We start from the raw sequence: 18,248 nt of genomic DNA on the forward strand, positions 1-18,248 counted from the left end.
GAACGGTTATTGTTAAATAACAATCAAAAGAGGAGTGATCCATATGTTAGGATTTCTGATTTCATTAGTTGTTGCGATTGTCATCGGTCTCATTGGCAGTGCACTCGCTGGAGGTAGTATTCCCGGAGGATGGTTTGGGTCTATGATTGCTGGGCTTGTAGGGGCTTGGATTGGTCATGGGTTACTTGGAACGTGGGGTCCTAGCCTTGCAGGCTTTGCGATCATTCCAGCAATCTTAGGAGCTGCTATTTTTGTTATTATTTTAAGCTTGATTTTCCGCAGTGTTGGATCAAGGTTTTCTTAAATCAAAAAAAGAGGAAGCAGAGGGACACCGCTTATCATGGCGGTGTTTTTTTTCTGCATTTGATTAACATAGCATCTATTTTCTTCACTTACATATGATAAACAAATATATTAGTTCAGATAGTTGACAATTCATCCTGAGGAGAATATGATGATTAAAAATTGCATAGAGGAAACTTTTTATGCCGAAGTAAAACTTCGTAGAATCTAGGTGATGACATATGACAAATAAATATATCGAGGCACAAGCACAAATGTCAGTAGCTGTTCAGCATGCACTTGAAGGAAAGGTCAAAGGGGTTAGAAGGCTTCTTCCTTTTCTCGGACCCGCTTTTATTGCTGCCATTGCTTATATTGATCCAGGTAACTTCGCCACCAACATTGCCGCAGGCTCAAAATATGGTTATCTTCTATTGTGGGTCATTCTCATATCGAATCTCATGGCTTTGCTCATCCAGTCCTTATCCGCAAAGCTTGGAATAGCAACAGGTAAAAATTTACCTGAAATCGCACGTGAAGAGTTCCCTAAGCCTGTCTCCATTGGTTTATGGATTCAAGGAGAGCTCGTGATCATCGCTACAGACTTAGCCGAATTTATCGGGGCTGCACTTGGTTTATATCTGCTTTTCCGCATTCCTTTGCTTGAAGCATCTATGATTGCTGCAATCGGTTCTTTTGCAATTTTAGAGCTACAAAGAAGAGGTTACAGAGCACTAGAAGCTGGAATCACCAGTATGCTGTTCGTAGTCGTGATTGCTTTCGCTGTGCAAACATTTGTCGCAAAGCCTGATATTGCGAGTGTCGCTGGCGGACTCTTGATTCCAAGGTTTGATGGAACAGATAGTGTGTTACTTGCAGCAGGGATATTAGGCGCCACAGTCATGCCGCATGCCATCTATTTGCATTCAGCCTTAACCCAAAGGAGAGTCGTCGGCAGAACAGAGAAAGAGAAAAAACTCATTTTCCGCTTTGAGTTTTTAGATATTCTGATTGCCATGCTTGTCGCTGGTGCGATCAATGCAAGCATGTTGATTGTGGCTGCTGCTTTATTTTATAAAAATGGCTTATTTGTTGAAGATTTAGATGTCGCCTTTCGACATTTTGATACACTAGCGGGTCCTGTATCAGCGATTTTATTTGGTGTTGGACTTCTTGTGGCCGGTCTTTCAAGCTCTTCTGTCGGTACATTATCAGGCGATATTATAATGCAGGGCTTTATTCAATATCGCATCCCGCTGTATGTACGCCGTCTGATTACAATCATTCCCCCTATTGCGATCATTGCATCTGGGGTGAATCCGACATCTGCGCTTGTCATGAGCCAAGTGATCTTATCCTTTGGCATTGCTTTTGCTTTAATCCCTTTGATACTATTTACAAGTAAAAAACGAATTATGGGCGATTTGACGAATGCATGCTGGGTGACAGGAATATCTTGGGTGATAGCAGCTCTTGTTGTTGCACTGAATGTATTTTTAATTGTTGATACCTTTATGTAAAAGACAGTGATTCTGCTGTCTTTTTCTTTCGATTGGGCTATGGTAAAATTTCCAAGAGAGGATGTGGGCATATGTTTTTGTATCAAGATCAAGATTTATCAATGCGTTTGCTTGAGCCAAGAGACGCAAGAAGTCTGTTTTTGCTCATTCAACGTTCGAGACAACATTTGCGTGAATGGATGCTTTGGGTGGATTCGACGCAAACGGAAGAAGACAGCATGGCTTTTATTCAAAGTGCAATGCAACAAGCCTTGAAAAACAACGGATTTCAAGCAGGCATCTGGTCACATGGCGAACTCGTTGGAATCATTGGCACACACCAGATTGACTGGATGAACCGAACCGTTTCCATTGGCTATTGGCTTGGTGAGGGATATCAAGGGAAAGGACTCATGACAAAAGCGTGCAAAGCCGTCATTCAATATTTATTTGAAGAATGCGGATTGCATCGAATTGAGATCAGAGCGGCTGTAGATAATATGAAAAGCAGGCGCATCGCAGAGCGATTATCATTTTCTCTTGAAGGCATCCTCAAGGAATGTGAATGGCTTGGTGACCGTTTCACAGATCATTGTGTATACGCACTTTTGCAGCCGGAATACACCAAACTAAAAACTCATCATTTGAATCAGCCTATTTAATTGTGTCGATTGCATGAACTATTTTACAAAGTGAAGCTTTGTTATATCAGTTGTGATCGTCATCTGATAAAATAGAAGGAAAAAATCGAGGTATGACGTATGTCTCTTATTATTTTATTTTACTTATGGATTGTTCCTTTATTATTTGGCATTTTCTTTTCATTCATGACAAAGAAAGCCACATACAAACGCCGCTTTGTTCCATCTTATTGTATGGTTGGGCTCAGTATCGTTTTTCTCATCTTGGCACTTGTCTTTTCTGCCAGCCATTTTCTATTCATTTGTGGTATATTCCTATTTGCCACAACACTTGTTGGCACAGGCATTCCATTATTTTTAGCCTTTACAAAAACACGTTGACAAAAAACCACCTTTTCGCCGTAAAAAGGTGGTTTCTTTTTATTTCTCTGGCATGCTGTAGGTAACAGAAGAATCTGGATTTTCTTTGATTGCCTTAATAATGTCTTGCAAGAACTCTGTTGCTCGATCATTTGAGTCATACTTTCCGAGTGTTTTGTTCCAATCTAAAGAATCGCTTCCTATGATTCCTGTCATTTTTTTGCCCTGCATAGTGACCTCTTTTATATTGACCACACTTTGATTTCCAGTTGGGGTGCGCGGATAAGAAATGAGCTTAATGGTAAATATTTTCATAAGAAAAATTGATTTTATTAGAGAAATCAAGGTGAAGGTTTCAACAAGTAAATTTGATTTATTCAGCTTGAAATATTAAAGCACGAATTCAAGAAACATTAGGCTACCACACACCGATAGAATTCGGTGTTATGGCAGCCATAAGGGATGATTTTTTATTTTGTTTTTTAATCATCTAGTAACTCCAAGTAATATTTATCATTTTCTGCTATTTTTCTTAAAAATTCTTCAAGAGAAGTCGCAATTTGAATATCATAATAGTAAACTGGACTTCTATTCTTTTCATTCAATTCGATTGACATTAAAGCTGATTCATTCCCTTCAAAAAATATTAGTTTTTCACTTTCAAATTCATCATAGATTTCTATGTCAGGATAGAACTCAAAATCATTAAGTCTTAACCGAAAATCTCTTACTGAATAAGGGTCCATAATACGATTAATATTAAACTCTGAACCTTTAATAAACCCATACCCAACCTCTATATAAAAATTAACTAACTCCTCAGGAAGCTTCAAATTGAGCTCCTTCTCCACCTCCTTTATTTCGTTCTCAGCCACTGGATAAAAACTATTTTCTTTGTTTGCCTTAATAAATTCATAGCTCATTATTTTTTATCCCCTTTAAATAGTTTATTTGCTGGTGATCCTGTTCTATGAATACCAGCTTGCTGCTCATTTGGGAATTTTGCAGGATGTATATTCCACCATTCATGTTCTCCTCCAAAAGTATTTTCAATTATATGGTGAGCATCATACTTATCTCCTTGTCTCCTAATTATTTTTCCTGTTTTTTCTGAAATAACATTATCATTATACACAGGCCACTTTAGCCCAGTATTTTCTTCCCACTCTTTAATAACTTTATTTTTTACTTTATCAAATTCTGCCCTATGCTTAGCTGTTTCTACTGGTGACATTTTTTTATATTCTTTATTTCTTAAGGCTCCCTTCAACTTCTCTATTTGGTCTTTAGGTAACTCTCTGCCTGTACGTCCTTCTATATCTCTAATATATTTTTTTATTGTGTCCGTATCTATCTTACTAACTGTACCCTTAACCCCCATCTTCCCATGAAACCCTTTCGCCCCAAACGGCAAAAGCATTCCCAGCGCCGCATTCATACTCGCTTCCTGCTGTTCTTTCGAGATTTTATTTCCAAACATGTCTCTACCTGTAATCGCTTCGCTGAATCCGTTGGCGGCGGTGAGACCATATAAGCCTTTTTGAGATGTTTTTAGGACGTCAAAAGATTTTTGTGACGTTTTATAAATGTCAATCGCCCTGATTGCGGCTGTGGTAGCTTGGGTGGTTTTGTAGATTGCTTTCCCGCCTTTGAAGATGCGTCCTGCCCAGCCGACGATTGGGATATAGCCTGCCGCTGCCATGCCGCCTGCGGCGACTCGCTCTCCTGCGGTGAGCTTTTCGCCTGTTATTGGATCAATACCCGTTGCGGCACGTTTTGCATCATTCACACCTGTTAGTTCATTGACGATATTTCCCCCATAATCGAGGGCTTTTTCATACCAAGGACGGTTAGCGAGCGCTTCTTGTTCTTTCGCAATCTTGCGGGCTTCTTCTTGTTCTTTTTTAGTTTTGAGATATTCATAAGTTTGCTTCTCAATATCGCTTTTTGCCTTGTAGATTTCGCTATTTTGATATGCTTTCTTATCAAAATTGATCGGTGAAATGGTTTTTCCGTCATTTGTCGCATTCATCATTTCGGCGTACAATGCCATTGTAGCCTGCTCTTCAGTCTCTGACAAAGCATATTCATCTTTTAGGTGTTGGTCTAATTCGTTTAAATCGTTTACGGTCTTTTTCCGTTCGTCTTCGGCATCCGTTATCTTTTCATCAAAGATTTGATCATCAAACACATCAAGGGAGATGAGATCATCTATATCCTGAAAAATGCTTTCTAGTGCCTTCTTTTGATCAGATACAATGCTTTTGGCGTTTTTTAACCCCATCTCTACCTGATTTTCTAAAAAGTGTTCATCAATAAAAGTATCACCGCCGAAATTGGCATCTTCAAGTGTACCCGCAACACCTTCGTGAAAGGCTTTTTGTTTATCTATAAAGCTAGTAAGCATATCCACATTTCCAGCTAGTTCTTGATAAAAACTTTTAATATTGTCGGCACCTTTTCCAGTGAAATCATCACCGAGATTGGCTACACCTTGTAATGCGTGCTTCAAATCTATCATTTGTTCTCGGAGTTCCTGATAGTGATTCGCTCTTTCTTCCATAGCGCTTGTTAGTGCTTTGGCATCAAGTATTTTATTCAGGGGAAATCACATCCCTTCATTATTGATCAACAAAGTCTATTTTACCTTTATCAATAAATTGGAAAAATAGGATTTAAGTTACAAAAACGATTATCAAACATTCCAAAAAATAAAACAAGTAATAATTGAGTCGATTTCTTATGAATTCAAAAAAAGTCAGCCCTCTTTTTTGAAGACTGACTGCGTTTTATATTTAGAAAAACGTTTTAAACTTTTCTTAAGTGGAGGAATGTCCATCTCACCTTTGTCAAAGATTTTTTCAGTACGTATTTACTGATGCTAGCTGCTTGTGTGTACGTAAAATTTTTCTAGGAAATGGCGGTTCATTGTGCTTTTGCATCATATCATCTGTCAACTTGCTCACGCTATTTTTTAAAATGGTATGGCAGCGTAGCGACAACAATATCTCGCTTCCATAATAAGCGTAATCTTAATAGAAAAGCGGATTGATTGTGTAAAATGGTATGCCATCTTTTTTTAGGTATGAATTGAGGCACGAGTACCATTACTCTATATTGATGAGCATTTGCTTTTGCTTCAACCGTTTCAAGAAATTTATCAAGTGGATGAATAAGACTTCGATAAGATGAGTGAAGCAACACAAGTCGCACATCACTATGAAGCTTTTCCCAATCCTCTTCAATTTTCTTGTCATGCTCTTTGTCAAAGGAAACATGAACGGCTATGACTTGATTTGATAAAGATTTCGCATAATGTATAGACTGCTCTACAACACGTGTCACACCTGCTATTGGCACAATGATCACATTCCCTTTGATTTCAATAGGCGCAGTTTCATTCAATAGACGCAATTGTTCTCCAACCGCAAGGTAATGTCTTTTAATCGAATAAAAGATGAACAGAACGATTGGCATGAAAACGAAAACAGGCCATACGAGATGGAACTTCGTCAAAATAAGAATCATGAGAACAGTGAAAGAAATAAGTGCCCCCAAAATATTAATTGGCATTTTCGTTCTCCATCCTTGCGGTTTTTCGCGAATCCATTTCACACACATGCCTGTTTGAGATAGGGTAAATGGAATAAAAACACCGACCGCATAAAGCGGTATAAGATGTTCTGTCTTTCCATCAAACAACCATATCAGTAGCATGGATGCTACGCCTAAAAAGATAATGCCGTTGGAGTAACCAAGTCGATCTCCTCTCACCGTAAACATTCGAGGCATATATTTATCCTTGGCTAAATTGACAGCCAGTAAAGGAAAAGCTGAAAAGCCGGTGTTTGCTGCTAATATGAGAATCAGAGCTGTGACAGCTTGAATCACATAATAGAAAAATGTACGCCCAAATGTTTCTGATGCAATCTGTGAAACCACCGTCTCTTCTGGTTTTGGGGAAATTCCAAAACCAAAGGCAAGAAGTGTCACACCGATAAATAGTACAGCTAACAATCCACCCATCATCAATAAAGTTCTCGCTGCATTTTGTGCAGCAGGTTTTTTAAATGACGGAATTGTATTTGAAATGGCTTCTACTCCAGTCAAAGCAGAACAACCGGATGAAAAAGCTTTTAATAAAATAAATAATGTAATACCTGATACGTGTGTACCAAATGCTGTATGCTCAGGTGCTGACGGCACTTGCCCTGTTAATAGTTTAAAGCCCCCGACTCCGATTAAAATGAGTAATGAAAATACAAACAGGTAGACAGGATAAGCCAAAATGGATGCCGATTCCGTTAGTCCTCTAAGGTTTAACACCATGATTACTAAGACAAGAACAATTGATATCACCACATGAGATGGATAGAGTGCTGGAAAAGCTGATGTGATGGCATCCGTTCCGGCTGATATACTTACTGCAACAGTCAATATATAGTCAACCAACAAAGATCCGCCAGCGATTAATCCTGGTTTTTCACCTAAATTTCTTCTTGATACGACATATGCACCACCGCCTTCTGGATAGGCATAAATAATTTGGCGGTAGGATAGAATCAAAGCCATTAAAAGAATTAATACACAACCTGCGATTGGGATAGAGTACCAAAACGCTGCCGCGCTGACCACTGATAGAACAATCAAAATTTGTTCAGTACCATAAGCAACCGACGACAATGCATCTGATGACAATAATGCCAAAGCTTTGATTTTAGATAGTTTTTGTTCTCCTGCTGCTTGTGATTTTAATGGTTTACCAATTAAAATACGTTTCATCAAACTGTACATGTATTGCCGCTCCTTTAGTGTCAAACGATTTCATAAACATAAGATAGATCATCAAAAAGACACAGAGGCAATAGAATGCCCCTGTGCCAATTTTTAAGGTCACAGGTTGGTCTTTGCTCTCTTTAACGCTTACGAGGTTAGCTGACGGATTCGGGCGCATGAGAATTTGCCCTACCTTAAAAAGGATTCACCCCATGTGATATTTATTTCATTACCACTATTGGTTCCCCCGCTCATCAAAATGATTCAGCGATTGGTCTTTTATAAAAGAGATCATACTCCCGTTTGACACCAAAGTAAAGAGATTTTTTCAAGGTCGTATGACCGTTTACGACTCCGTTTTCTTGCGGTTTTTACGCACGAAATAGACAATCATCATAAGCACAAGAACAATAAGACCAGCCATCAATCCAAAGTATATCCAAGACGCATTTTCACTTTGTTGTTCACCTGTTTTTTTATCGGTCGATGTGCCGCTGACCATTTGATGATTGGAAAATATTTCTTTGTTGTTGTTCTCTATTGCAACCGTTGCTGTATTCGTATTTGTTTGAAGGAAATCAATGACTGTTTTTGAGATGGCTGCGTCTGATGCGTTCATTCCAGAAAATACCGTCATTGTCTGTTCTTTATTCCAAACAGATGGTTGCGTCCATACGACACGAGCAGTTGTCTCATTGATCATGCCAAATGAGGATACATCATATCGACCCTTTTTAGTAGGAACTGTTAGCTCACTTGCTTTTTCTTTTAAAAGCGGAAACACCTGTACTCCACCAATGAAGATTAGCGAATGATTTTTCAATTGTTTATTTGTCATGCTCGATCCTTTGACCAATTGATATTGAGTGACTTCAGGCTGACTAAACGATTCTGACAGCATCGCCATTTGGTCGATGGTTTCACGCTTGATTTGATCTGGCACCACAATCAATGTTTTTCCTTGTTTTGTTGCTGAAGTAAAAGGAAACGGCCATGTCGACAAGTCTGGTGTATCGCTTTGTGTTCCTTCTGGTATTTGAAGAAAACTGTTCTGATCTATGAAAATCCAGCCCGCTTCATCTGTATATTTACACGATTCCATGTTATGAAATCCACTTGTGACAAATTGCAAATCTATATATTCATTTTTTTGAAGGACTTGTGAATTGACTGGAATGGACACATGATAGAAACCATCCGCATCTTTGTTTCCTAGCTTTGTTAAAGGTACGGCATGCGGTTCGTCATTAATCATGACGGTTAATCGTTCTGCTTTGCTAGCAGCATCGGATCTTTTGAATATCAAATTTAGCTTTGCACCCGATTTTTGGTTAGCAATGAGTGCTTTCGGATAATAATAGTGATCAGATGTTGTCTTCTTTGTCCCAACTGTCACATCACTCCCGCCAAAGTCTTTTAAACGAATGGTATGAGATGGGTTCGATGTTTGAGATGTGATCTTTTGAAGCATTAAGTCAGTACCAGTTAGTTGACTTGTAAGCTCTGGTTGAGTCAGCACATTCATTTTTTGAGCGATTGTGCTTGGTCGATTAAATGTCACGAATAAAATCGGCTGTTCTTTTTTCTTTGCTGCAAGGGCTCTGACAGCCAAAGTTAAATGATCGCTTTCTGTCTTAATCCTAGCTTTTTGTTCAATTGATTTTATACGTCCTTTCCAGCTTCCTTTTGCCCCCACCACAATCGTTGGATGTGCGATTTGTTTGATATTCTTCTCTTGTATGAGTCTGACGTCTGCATGACGATCTTTGTTTTTCAAAGTGCGGTATAACTTAATCGCTGCTTCTATTTCAGCTTCATCAGGCTCATTTGGAAGAACGACATCTGTTTGCTCCTTCTTATCACTAGTTTGGATAAACGGATACGGGAAGCTGTCTAATGAGATATCCTTGGACGGAGTTCCGGCAAATTTCAGCTCGCTATCAGGATACACTTTCAGCCAATTTGCCGGTGTTTCTTGATTGATACAAACACCCTCTTTTAAAACACCATAAAATGTGAACTGAATACGATGTAAGCCTTTCTTCAATTGTGCTTTGGTCAATTTGATTTGAATGGTTCTCTTTTGACTTTTCCCCCAAACGGGAATTGTTTGCTCAATCTCTCCATCAATCATCACGGTAAATGATGAAGGCGAAATGAGTAATGGCGAGGCCTCTATATTCAAAGCAAGTGTGCTTTCATCTACTTTTTCTTCATTAATTTGATAGGAGAATTCGATACGATCTTCTTCTCCATATAACGTGACAACATCTTCTGATAAATGTTGTGTTGTTTCTTTTTTACTACCGTTTGATGAACTGATCCAGTCATCTTTCACTTGAATTCGATTTGATGCTGCCAATGCTTGACCTGCCGAGAAAAAAGGTTGAATGGCGAGAGATAATACGAATATAAAGGTCATCCATTTTACAGATTTCAATTTGTCACCCGCTTTTCTTTTGTTGTTGATTGTAACGCTCGGTTTTATACCATTTCACTTCTTGTTTCAATAATCGACTCTTAGCCTCTGCAAATAAGGAATACACTACAAGTGCGATCCACACTTGTGAATATGTGAAATACATGAGACATATGATGAGAACGTTTTGTTTGGTCAGCTCGGTTTTCTCAATGCTTAATGTAATCATCACTTCTGTTAAAAAGAGAAAGAACGCCAGACCCCAAAGGATGTGCGCTACAGCCCCTACAGATAAATGAAGATCAACAAATACATTCACGATAAATATGCCATTCGAGAGCAGCACACCAAAGAAAAATAAGAAATACGTAAAGAAGAAATAAAACAAATCAAAAATCATCCGTTTTCGTTTAAGCTTCGTGAATTGACCTAAAAATTTGAGTACAACGTATTGATTGCCTCTTGCCCAGCGTGTCCGTTGCCGCCACCAGACCTTCCATGTTTCCGGCTCTTGCTCCCATGTGATAGCTGCAGGAAAAAATCGAATAACATACCCTAGGTTATAGACCCTGATCGTTAATTCTGTGTCCTCTGCAAGAGCATGAACATCCCAGCCGCCAAGCTCCTCTAAAATATGCCGGCGAATGGCGAAGTTTGTACCAGGGATTGTGGCGATGCCGAACCATTTCCATCTACCACCCTGAGCCATCCACTGGAAGCAGATGGTTTCAATATTAATGAATTTTGTAAGGAGATTTTGGGCGGCATTGATCACCCTAAATTTACCGACTACAGCGCCAGCTTTTGGGTCATTCAATAAACCAAGAACTAAGTGATAGACAGCCTTTTTTTCAGGTATGTTATCTGCATCATACACACAAATGATGTCACCTGTTGATGCCTTCAACCCCTCATTCAGCGCAGTGGATTTACCTTTTCCTGCAAAAGGAGGCTTCGTTTCGATCATATGAATGTGATCATACTGCTTGCGAAAAGATTGCACAATGTCACCTGTTTGATCAGAGGAATTGTCATTGATCACAATGATTTCAAGCAGGTGCTTTGGATATGACAGCTGTACCATCGCTTTTAACGTTTGCCGAATGACCACCTCTTCATTATGAGCGGGAATGAGGATACTGACGGTCGGTAGCTCTTTTGCTCGTTGCGTCCACTCTGGTAGCACTCGTTCATAAGTAAGATAATGCTGAAAGCCGCCCTGCATGAGAAACATATGGTAAAGGAGCATGACCCAAATAAGTATTAATGAAAGATAAAATAAGACATCAGCCACCTGATTTTCTCTCCTTAAAAATACGTTTTTTCATTGTCAGCCTTAAATACAATGTGTAAAACATAAAAGTCACAATAAACAACAACACTATCACTATCAAGATTCTTAGCATGTTTTCCATCCCACTTCGTTTGACTGTTTTTGTTTCTGCTATGTTTGATTGATGTACTTGAATATGTCCATTTCCTGATGCCTTAATCTGCACATTCTGCGTTTGGACAGACTGCTTTGTTTTCTTTAAATTCAGCCATTCACTAGAAGGGATCGCTTCCATATGTGTGATAAGATCCGTTAATTTGGCTATTCCTGCATCTGCCTGATAAGACAAACCGATGGTTGGGGATTGGATATGCTGCATGGATAGAATCTGTTCAGCTTGATATACTGTATCAGCATTTCCCGTTTTTGCATCCCAGGGCTGCTCTGGATATAAAGTCATGCCATGGAGCATGGCTGGTGTCGTCGTGTATGGCGGTGCACCGCTTGTTCGCCACGTTTTGTCTGATAGCTGCACCTGACCAAACAGACTTGAAAAATACTGTGAGATGACTTGATATCCATGTTGAGATATGGCATCATGGGGAACCTCAAACGCAAGTGGATACAGTCCTTGCTTTACAAGGAGCTCAATTCCTTCTGTAAGCTTTTCTTTAGTATATATTTCTTCTTTGTTCTGAATCGTTTTGATATAAGCGTCATAGTCTTTTTCACTCGGAAAATCACTTTTACTCAATTGTTTACTTCTTACTTTTTTAGGTTCATTTGACGTAATCGGTTGATCGAACTGCGCATCCCAAAATTCAAAGCCTTGCCCCGATTCATGGGTGCGATAGGTCCGACTAAAGCCATGAAGAATGACACTCCCACCTTTGCTCTGCAATTGTTTCAATACATTTACAAGATGAGGGCGGTCTTTAAGTGTCACCTCATCACCTGTTGCAGGATCTATCCAAGCTGGGGTGACAGCTAATAGAAATGGGATATGCTGGTCTGATAAGTATTGTCCCAGCTCCAGTAGTTTTTTCTCGTCAGTTACCGGACTGATGTCACCTAGTCGCAAATATTTTGTTGTTGTTTGATTTGAAGGTTGCATGAGTGATTGAAACACTTCTGCTAGCAGTTTGTTGTTTTGCAATACGTGCAAGATGCCGATATAAGCGGATCCCTTTTTTGATTGAATCACAAATGGATGATCCTGCTGATTTTTCTTCAATATAAATTCGCTTTGCTGACCTTTACCTTTCACAGTCAAAGCTGTGATACTTCTATCTAATTGGCGGTATGTCTTTTCATGTGTGTGTCTAATTTGATTGACATGATCTTGTTTGTGAAAGGTGAGCTTGGAAAAAGGATTCAATTGCTCCGCATTATAACCGATGGCAATAAGACGTTTTGACTTGTTTAGCGCATTGACCGTTTGTTTCGGCAGTGTTTTCTTTATTTCTCCAATATAGATCACTTGCTGAAATCCTTTTACTACCTTTTCAGACATTTGGTCATCAGATAAAACCGTTGTTTGTTTTGGAAAATAACCCGCAAGTAAATCGAGCATGTGAACATCTGGTGTCATTTCCCCGGTTTCCGTGGTATAGACGACGAGGGTATCCGGCTTGCTCCCAAGGGCTTCGGCTGATTCAATATGTTTGAACGTCCAAACCAACAAAAATACGATCAACAAACAGCTTTTCATGAAGGAGTTAAAGTTCATTCATCATCATCTCGTTTTCAAGTTCTTCTAAAAATTGCTCTGGCGTTTGATACTCTAAGCTGCTCGTTAAATGGCATACATGAAATGTCAGAGTCACTTGACGACCGTTTAGCAATACGTGCGTTTGTAGTTTATCCTTCAGCTTATCTAGTACAACTGATACATTTTCTTTAGGCGTGTGTGTCAAAAGCAGTCCGATTCGTTCTTCTGATAATCGAAACTTCTTATCTGTTTCTCTCACGCTTTCGCGAATTTTGATACTCAATTGCTGAAATAGATGCTGCATTTCCTTTTCTCCATATAATGATTTGAATTCTGCGGCGTAGTGCATATGAAGAAGGATAAAGACAAATGGCTGTTTGTATCGATCTGCCCGTTTCATTTCCTCTGACAATTCAAGCTTCATCCGCTCGGCATTGTCAAATCCTGTTGTATAATCAATCGCCACAAATTGTTTGATGGCACGCTTCTGTTGTTCAATCATTTGACGCATAGAGGCAATGCGTTCATGTAGATTCCCTGCTGAAATGGCGAAAAAGAGCAGAGCAACTCCCCAAATCACAACATCTTGTAATGTTTGATTAGATAAAAGCGAATTCGTATGTCCCAGTTCGGTAAAGAACATGGCACTTCCTATAAAGAAAAGAATGAGCAAGGTCAAAATTAAAGCAGGCAGAATGCCAAATAGAATGCCGCATCCTAACACGACAAAAGTGAGTACGATAACCATGAAGTTCTCTGAATCAAGTGCATTTAAGTAGGTGACAAAGAAAATAAGACCAGCGATCATGAGGAGCAGCGTGTAATACATACGATAGGTGTTACTGAATAACCGATTCATTTAGAAGCTCCCTTTCTGCAATAAGAGGCAATAAGTTATCAAATGAGTGTGTGTCTTTTTTGTTCATATATCCTCCGTAATAAGGCTTGAGGGGATCTTGTATCTGTAATTGTTTCATTCGTTGGTATACGTCTAGTGCAAAACCTGGCTCGTTCCTATTGAGCGCATATAACACCAAAAGTGCATACACAGCAGGGGACTCATAAGTAACAGCTGGCTGCAAAGATTCGAACTCATATCGTCCGTACAGCTTTCCTTTTTGATGAAAAGTCGTTTTGAGCCATTTCATGATAGAAGATGTATCAATCTGACAATTTTCAGCATAAAAAGCCGTATATATCTGATCAATTAGGTTCACTTCTTTGTCAAATGAATAATTCTTTTTCGCTATGTCATAGGATTTTGGAAAGAATCCTTTTTGTCTAGGGGCTTTTTTCAAAATAGATAGTTGGTCGTTCACCATCTGTTCAGTGAAGACATGAAGGGAAGCCAATTCTTTTACCGCTTTTGGGTCTATATATGAGAGTGTGATGGTGTGTGAAGTTTGGTTCGTCGTTGCATCATAATAATCGGTTAACATGCCTTTGAACATGGCTTTGTCTTTTAATGCTTGTGCGATTTGAACAGCTCTGGTTCGATACTCTGTCTTATGCCACAATTGATCTGCGTTTTGAAGTGCTGACACCACACGTAAATCATCGACCAAGGCATTGACTTTGCTTTTTTGATTATGCTCAATTTTCCAACTAAGAAGCTGGTGATTGAGTGAAAAATGAGTGTGTAACACGTCCAGTTGTTGATCAAAAGAGGATTGGTCTTTTTTTCGAATAAGGTAATCCATCCAAAGTCCAAGCGATTCGGATAAGTAGGTGTGCTGCTCTGCAAAAGAGGTGCGAATCAGGCCTTGTTCTGTCATTAAGTGGTGTGTGATAAAGTATTCTCCTTGCAATATCGGTTGTTCATTTTTAGAACGAGCTGACTCCTGCTGTTTATTCCAAGCACATCCTCCTAGTAGGATCATTAGCAGTAAGAACGAAGCAGTACGCTGTATGGATTTATCCATTCGTTTCCCCTTCCATATCACAATTCTTTTGTATCCAACTATTTATTATAGATCTTTTTAGGTGATATTTAAATAATTAATATATGCCAAATTACGAGTCTTTTCGCATACCCATTCCCATTTTCAGAAAAAAACAGATCAAAATACTTGATTCATCTCAAAAGCCCACGCGGTTTCGCATGGGCTTTTACACAACTATTGATCTAATTTTAGTTTTTTCAATTGTTCAGCTAGTGCGTTATTAATTGGTTCTTCCATTTTCTTCTGTTTCTTTATATATTTAGTCACGTCATGCTTGCTGGCCCGCTTCTGATTGGATTGTGATTGGCGTTTCTCAAAAGCAGACAGCTTCTCTCTATGACCGCAAACACAGGTAAAGATTTTTCCATCGCCTTCACCACGCAACTCGAGTTTTTTATGACATTTCGGACAACGGGCGTTTGTTTTCTTCGCTATATTTTTCCGGTGACCGCATTCTCGATCTTGGCAGACAAGCATGGTTCCATTTTTTCCGTTGACTTTCAGCATGAGTTTTCCGCAGTCAGGACAATGTGTTCCTGTGATATTGTCATGCTTGAATGTTTGGTCTGTTTGTTTGATTTCCATCACAACTTGTTTCGCGTATGCCTTCATCTCACTCATAAATTGAGAAGCTTTCAATTGACCTTTGGCAATTTTAGAAAGTTTTTGTTCCCATTCCGCTGTTAAAGCTGGAGATTTTAAATCTTCAGGTACTAAGGATAACAACTGTTTCCCTTTAGATGTCATGAAGATGTCTTTTCCTTTTTTTTCAATTAGAAAGCTATTGAACAGTTTTTCAATAATATCCGCTCTTGTGGCAACTGTGCCTAAACCACCAGTTTCGCCAAGCGTTTTCACTAAGTCTTTTTCTTGGTTTTGCATAAAAGCAGCCGGGTTTTCCATTGCAGATAATAACGACGCTTCATTAAAACGAGCAGGTGGTTTCGTTTCTCCTTTTGTCTCTTTCAGCATCCGTACTTCAAGTAATTGTCCTTCTGTTAATGACGGCAAATGCTGGTCTGTTTCGACTGTATCCTCATCTTCATAAGATTCATCATAAACGGCTTTCCAGCCAGCCGATTGGACTGTTTTCCCTTTTGCTGTAAAAAGTTCATTGCCTATTTTTGCATAAACAGTTGTTTCCTCGTACTCAAATGGTTTCATGAGGACAGACAGGAATCGTTTAGCGATCAGGTCATATAATTTCCGCTCTTTATCACTTAATGCACCAGGATAAAGCTCTTCCTCAGTCGGAATAATGGCATGATGATCCGACACTTTGGCATCGTTGACAAAGCCTTTATGTGCTTGAATTCCTGATTGTAAGATGCGGTTCACATGCTGTGCATACGGTCTGACATTCATTCCCTTTAATCGTTCCTTTAATGTTGGAACGATATCAGTCGAAATGAAACGAGAATCTGTGCGCGGATACGTCACAAGCTTATGCTGCTCGTAAAGCCGTTGAAGAGTGGATAATGTTTCTTTAGCAGAGAAGCCATAACGTTTGTGGGCATCACGCTGTAATTCTGTCAGGTCGTATAACCCTGGAGCAAAGGCTTTTTTGGCTGTTTTTTTCAATGCTTCAATCAATGCTGGTTTTCCCTTGCAACTCGTTAATCGCTCTTTGATGAGCTCCTGATGAAATGTGCGATTTTGCTTCGTTTTTGCATCTTGCCATGTCAAGGTAAGACCATCTACTTGTGCGGTTAATCCAAAGAACGGTTTCGGCTGAAACTGCTGGATGTCTTCTTCTCTTTTGGCAATCATGGCAATTGTTGGTGTTTGTACACGCCCACAGGATAACTGTGCATTGAATTTCGTCGTCAAAGCTCTCGTGGCATTAATCCCAACAATCCAATCTGCTTCCGCTCTAGCAACCGCTGAGCGATACAAGTTGTCATATTCCCTGCCGTCTTTTAAACGTTTGAAGCCATCTTGAATTGCTTGATCTGTCACAGAAGAAATCCATAGTCGCTTCAAAGGCTTTTTCACATGTGCTTTTTCAAGAATCCATCTGGCAACGAGCTCCCCCTCACGACCAGCATCTGTTGCAATGACAATTTCCTTGACGTCTTTTCTAGTAAGTTGTGTTTTCACCGCTTGAAACTGTTTCCCTGTCTTTTTCATCACAACGAGTTTGAGCGGCTCTGGAATGATTGGCAAATCCTCTAAACGCCAAGACTGAAACTCTTTTCCGTAGCCCTCGGGATCTGCAAGTGTGACCAAATGTCCAAGCGCCCACGTCACAATGTATTGATCTCCTTCTAAAAAACCATTTCCTTTTTTATGACACTTCAGCACACGTGCGAGATCACGTCCTACTGAAGGTTTCTCTGCTAATACAACTGTTTTTGACACTAAATTTCACATCTCTTTCTTCTAACCATTCTTTTATTATAACAGACGTAGAGATAGGGTTCTAATGCGGGAACATAAATTAGAAATGGAGCCGAAACAGCTAGGTTTGAGTGCCGCATAAGCAACAATTTGTCAAATTTCCGATCCAGATATATGTTATAGGCATTTAAAAAAACACCTCTGTATTCAAAGAGGTGTTTCAAATTGTTGACAAAGGGCTAAAATGATCTTGATTTTAGCCCTTTGTCTTCTTTTCAGCGTGATAGAAAGCCCTTGAAGTCTAGGAAGGGCGAGCACCGGAGCGGAGCGAATTGGACATTCGTGAGCACCGGCGCGCAGACCTGACAACGAATGCGAGTGTTTGTCTACACGCTGAAACACCTCTGTATTCAAAAAGGTGTTTAGGTATCCAAATTTTTTCGAGGCTTAAAGCTTAACTCACAGTCTTTGCAGTACAAGTAACTAACGATTCTTTCTCTTAAACCAGACAAGTAAATAAATATGATAACAAACAAAACAATTCCAAGCGTCTGTTTAATAAAAGGGATAAACACTATCCTTGTTATAATATAAGGGATATAGAAAGAAATACCTAACATGAGAAAGACAGAAACACATCCTGCACTTCTTACTCTCTTTCCCACACGATTACTATTACATCTAGGGCACCTTTGCCATTCCATAAAAACAACCTTCTTTCCAAATTTATGTATAATTTATCATATCATGAAATATATATCTTTTTTGGATAATTTTATTGTTTACGATTAAGAAAGTGAGGGATATTAATAAGAACAAAAAATCTAACTTTTATGGTCTAGCTCGAATCATTTAATCAAATAATCTTTAGAATTTAGAAACGCAGCATCATTTCCATTTTTTAAGCATTACATGAACATATTTTGAATTTTTCGTAGATTTTAGCATGTCCAGACGATCTTTCGTTTATATTAGAAGATGAGAAACTAGCTTTTATACAGGAG

The 18,248-nt window shown here is 39.2% G+C and carries 14 protein-coding genes and 1 riboswitch; of the genes, 4 read left to right on the forward strand and 10 right to left on the reverse strand.

The features are described from left to right. The first annotated feature begins 43 nt into the window (after positions 1 to 43). The 4 genes from ACIQCE_RS13255 to ACIQCE_RS13270 all read left to right on the forward strand — a co-directional run bounded on the left by ACIQCE_RS13255 (position 44) and on the right by ACIQCE_RS13270 (position 2,803). Positions 44 to 304, forward strand: coding sequence for a GlsB/YeaQ/YmgE family stress response membrane protein (locus ACIQCE_RS13255; protein WP_353853774.1), 261 nt, complete (start codon positions 44 to 46; stop codon positions 302 to 304). Between the two features lie 220 nt (positions 305 to 524). Then, positions 525 to 1,802, forward strand: coding sequence for an Nramp family divalent metal transporter (locus ACIQCE_RS13260; protein ID WP_400495398.1), 1,278 nt, complete (start codon positions 525 to 527; stop codon positions 1,800 to 1,802). Between the two features lie 71 nt (positions 1,803 to 1,873). Further along, positions 1,874 to 2,443 carry a GNAT family N-acetyltransferase gene (locus ACIQCE_RS13265; protein ID WP_400495399.1) on the forward strand — a complete coding sequence of 190 codons (570 nt, stop codon included), beginning with the start codon at positions 1,874 to 1,876 and terminating at the stop codon, positions 2,441 to 2,443. A gap of 99 nt (positions 2,444 to 2,542) precedes the next feature. Further along, entirely contained in the window at positions 2,543 to 2,803 is a 261-nt protein-coding gene (locus ACIQCE_RS13270; RefSeq protein ID WP_400495400.1) for a response regulator, read from the forward strand. A 39-nt stretch (positions 2,804 to 2,842) separates the two neighbouring features. Here ACIQCE_RS13270 and ACIQCE_RS13275 read toward each other — a convergent pair whose 3' ends face one another. From ACIQCE_RS13275 to ACIQCE_RS13320, 10 genes are all read right to left on the reverse strand, one after another. Further along, positions 2,843 to 2,998 carry a hypothetical protein gene (locus tag ACIQCE_RS13275; RefSeq protein WP_400495401.1) on the reverse strand — a complete coding sequence of 52 codons (156 nt, stop codon included), beginning with the start codon at positions 2,996 to 2,998 and terminating at the stop codon, positions 2,843 to 2,845. A 266-nt stretch (positions 2,999 to 3,264) separates the two neighbouring features. Continuing rightward, positions 3,265 to 3,705: an SMI1/KNR4 family protein gene (locus ACIQCE_RS13280; RefSeq protein WP_400495402.1), complete on the reverse strand. Its 441-nt coding sequence runs from the start codon at positions 3,703 to 3,705 to the stop codon at positions 3,265 to 3,267. Continuing rightward, on the reverse strand, positions 3,705 to 5,345 hold the full coding sequence (locus ACIQCE_RS13285) for a ribonuclease YeeF family protein (protein ID WP_400495403.1): 1,641 nt from the start codon (positions 5,343 to 5,345) through the stop codon (positions 3,705 to 3,707). The genes ACIQCE_RS13280 and ACIQCE_RS13285 overlap by 1 nt, the downstream gene beginning before the upstream one ends. Before the next feature lie 404 nt (positions 5,346 to 5,749). After that, complete coding sequence (locus ACIQCE_RS13290) at positions 5,750 to 7,576, reverse strand: APC family permease (RefSeq protein WP_400495404.1); 1,827 nt, start codon at positions 7,574 to 7,576, stop codon at positions 5,750 to 5,752. Between the two features lie 111 nt (positions 7,577 to 7,687). After that, positions 7,688 to 7,838, reverse strand: a riboswitch (cyclic di-AMP (ydaO/yuaA leader). A 66-nt stretch (positions 7,839 to 7,904) separates the two neighbouring features. After that, positions 7,905 to 9,998: a cellulose biosynthesis cyclic di-GMP-binding regulatory protein BcsB gene (locus ACIQCE_RS13295; protein WP_400495405.1), complete on the reverse strand. Its 2,094-nt coding sequence runs from the start codon at positions 9,996 to 9,998 to the stop codon at positions 7,905 to 7,907. A gap of 4 nt (positions 9,999 to 10,002) precedes the next feature. After that, a complete protein-coding gene (locus tag ACIQCE_RS13300) occupies positions 10,003 to 11,226 on the reverse strand; it encodes a glycosyltransferase family 2 protein (RefSeq protein ID WP_400495460.1) in 1,224 nt (407 codons plus the stop codon). 37 nt (positions 11,227 to 11,263) lie between these two features. Beyond that, entirely contained in the window at positions 11,264 to 12,979 is a 1,716-nt protein-coding gene (locus ACIQCE_RS13305; RefSeq protein WP_400495406.1) for a DUF2334 domain-containing protein, read from the reverse strand. After that, positions 12,969 to 13,820 (reverse strand): GGDEF domain-containing protein, encoded by an 852-nt coding sequence (locus tag ACIQCE_RS13310; RefSeq protein WP_400495407.1) that lies wholly within the window; start codon positions 13,818 to 13,820, stop codon positions 12,969 to 12,971. The genes ACIQCE_RS13305 and ACIQCE_RS13310 overlap by 11 nt, the downstream gene beginning before the upstream one ends. Continuing rightward, positions 13,801 to 14,883: a glycosyl hydrolase lipoprotein gene (locus tag ACIQCE_RS13315; RefSeq protein ID WP_400495408.1), complete on the reverse strand. Its 1,083-nt coding sequence runs from the start codon at positions 14,881 to 14,883 to the stop codon at positions 13,801 to 13,803. Before ACIQCE_RS13315 ends, ACIQCE_RS13310 begins: the two co-directional genes overlap by 20 nt. Before the next feature lie 195 nt (positions 14,884 to 15,078). Then, the gene (locus ACIQCE_RS13320; protein ID WP_400495409.1) at positions 15,079 to 17,265 is read right to left on the reverse strand and encodes a DNA topoisomerase III; all 2,187 of its coding nucleotides are present in this window, start codon (positions 17,263 to 17,265) and stop codon (positions 15,079 to 15,081) included. Between the last annotated feature and the right edge of the window lie 983 nt (positions 17,266 to 18,248).

The organism is Bacillus sp. NPDC093026 (genome assembly GCF_044754665.1).
Taxonomy (GTDB): domain Bacteria; phylum Bacillota; class Bacilli; order Bacillales; family Bacillaceae; genus Bacillus; species Bacillus maqinnsis.